The 222-nt window shown below is 59.0% G+C and carries 1 protein-coding gene; it reads right to left on the reverse strand.

Annotated features, from left to right (window positions below):
- On the reverse strand, nt 1-222 hold a 222-nt coding region (locus J1G34_RS27010; protein WP_222994874.1), incomplete at both ends, for an immunoglobulin-like domain-containing protein.

Below are 222 nucleotides of genomic sequence, written 5' to 3' on the forward strand. Positions count from 1 at the left end.
GCCATTGCTCAAGGTGACGTTCACCGGGGTTTGTGCCGGGTTGGTCAATGTCGCGGTGTAAGTGATCTGACCGCCTTCGGTCACGGTGGAACCGGCCGTCAGCGTGACAGTAGTGGTATCGACCACATCGGTAATGGTGGTAACCGCAGGCGTAGTGCTCGGCACCAGGTTTTCAAAGTTGCCGCCGGTAGCACCGGTAATGGTGGTGCTGACGGTCGAACC

Source organism: Pseudomonas sp. Wu6 (genome assembly GCF_019891515.1).
Classification (GTDB): Bacteria; Pseudomonadota; Gammaproteobacteria; order Pseudomonadales; family Pseudomonadaceae; genus Aquipseudomonas; species Aquipseudomonas orientalis_A.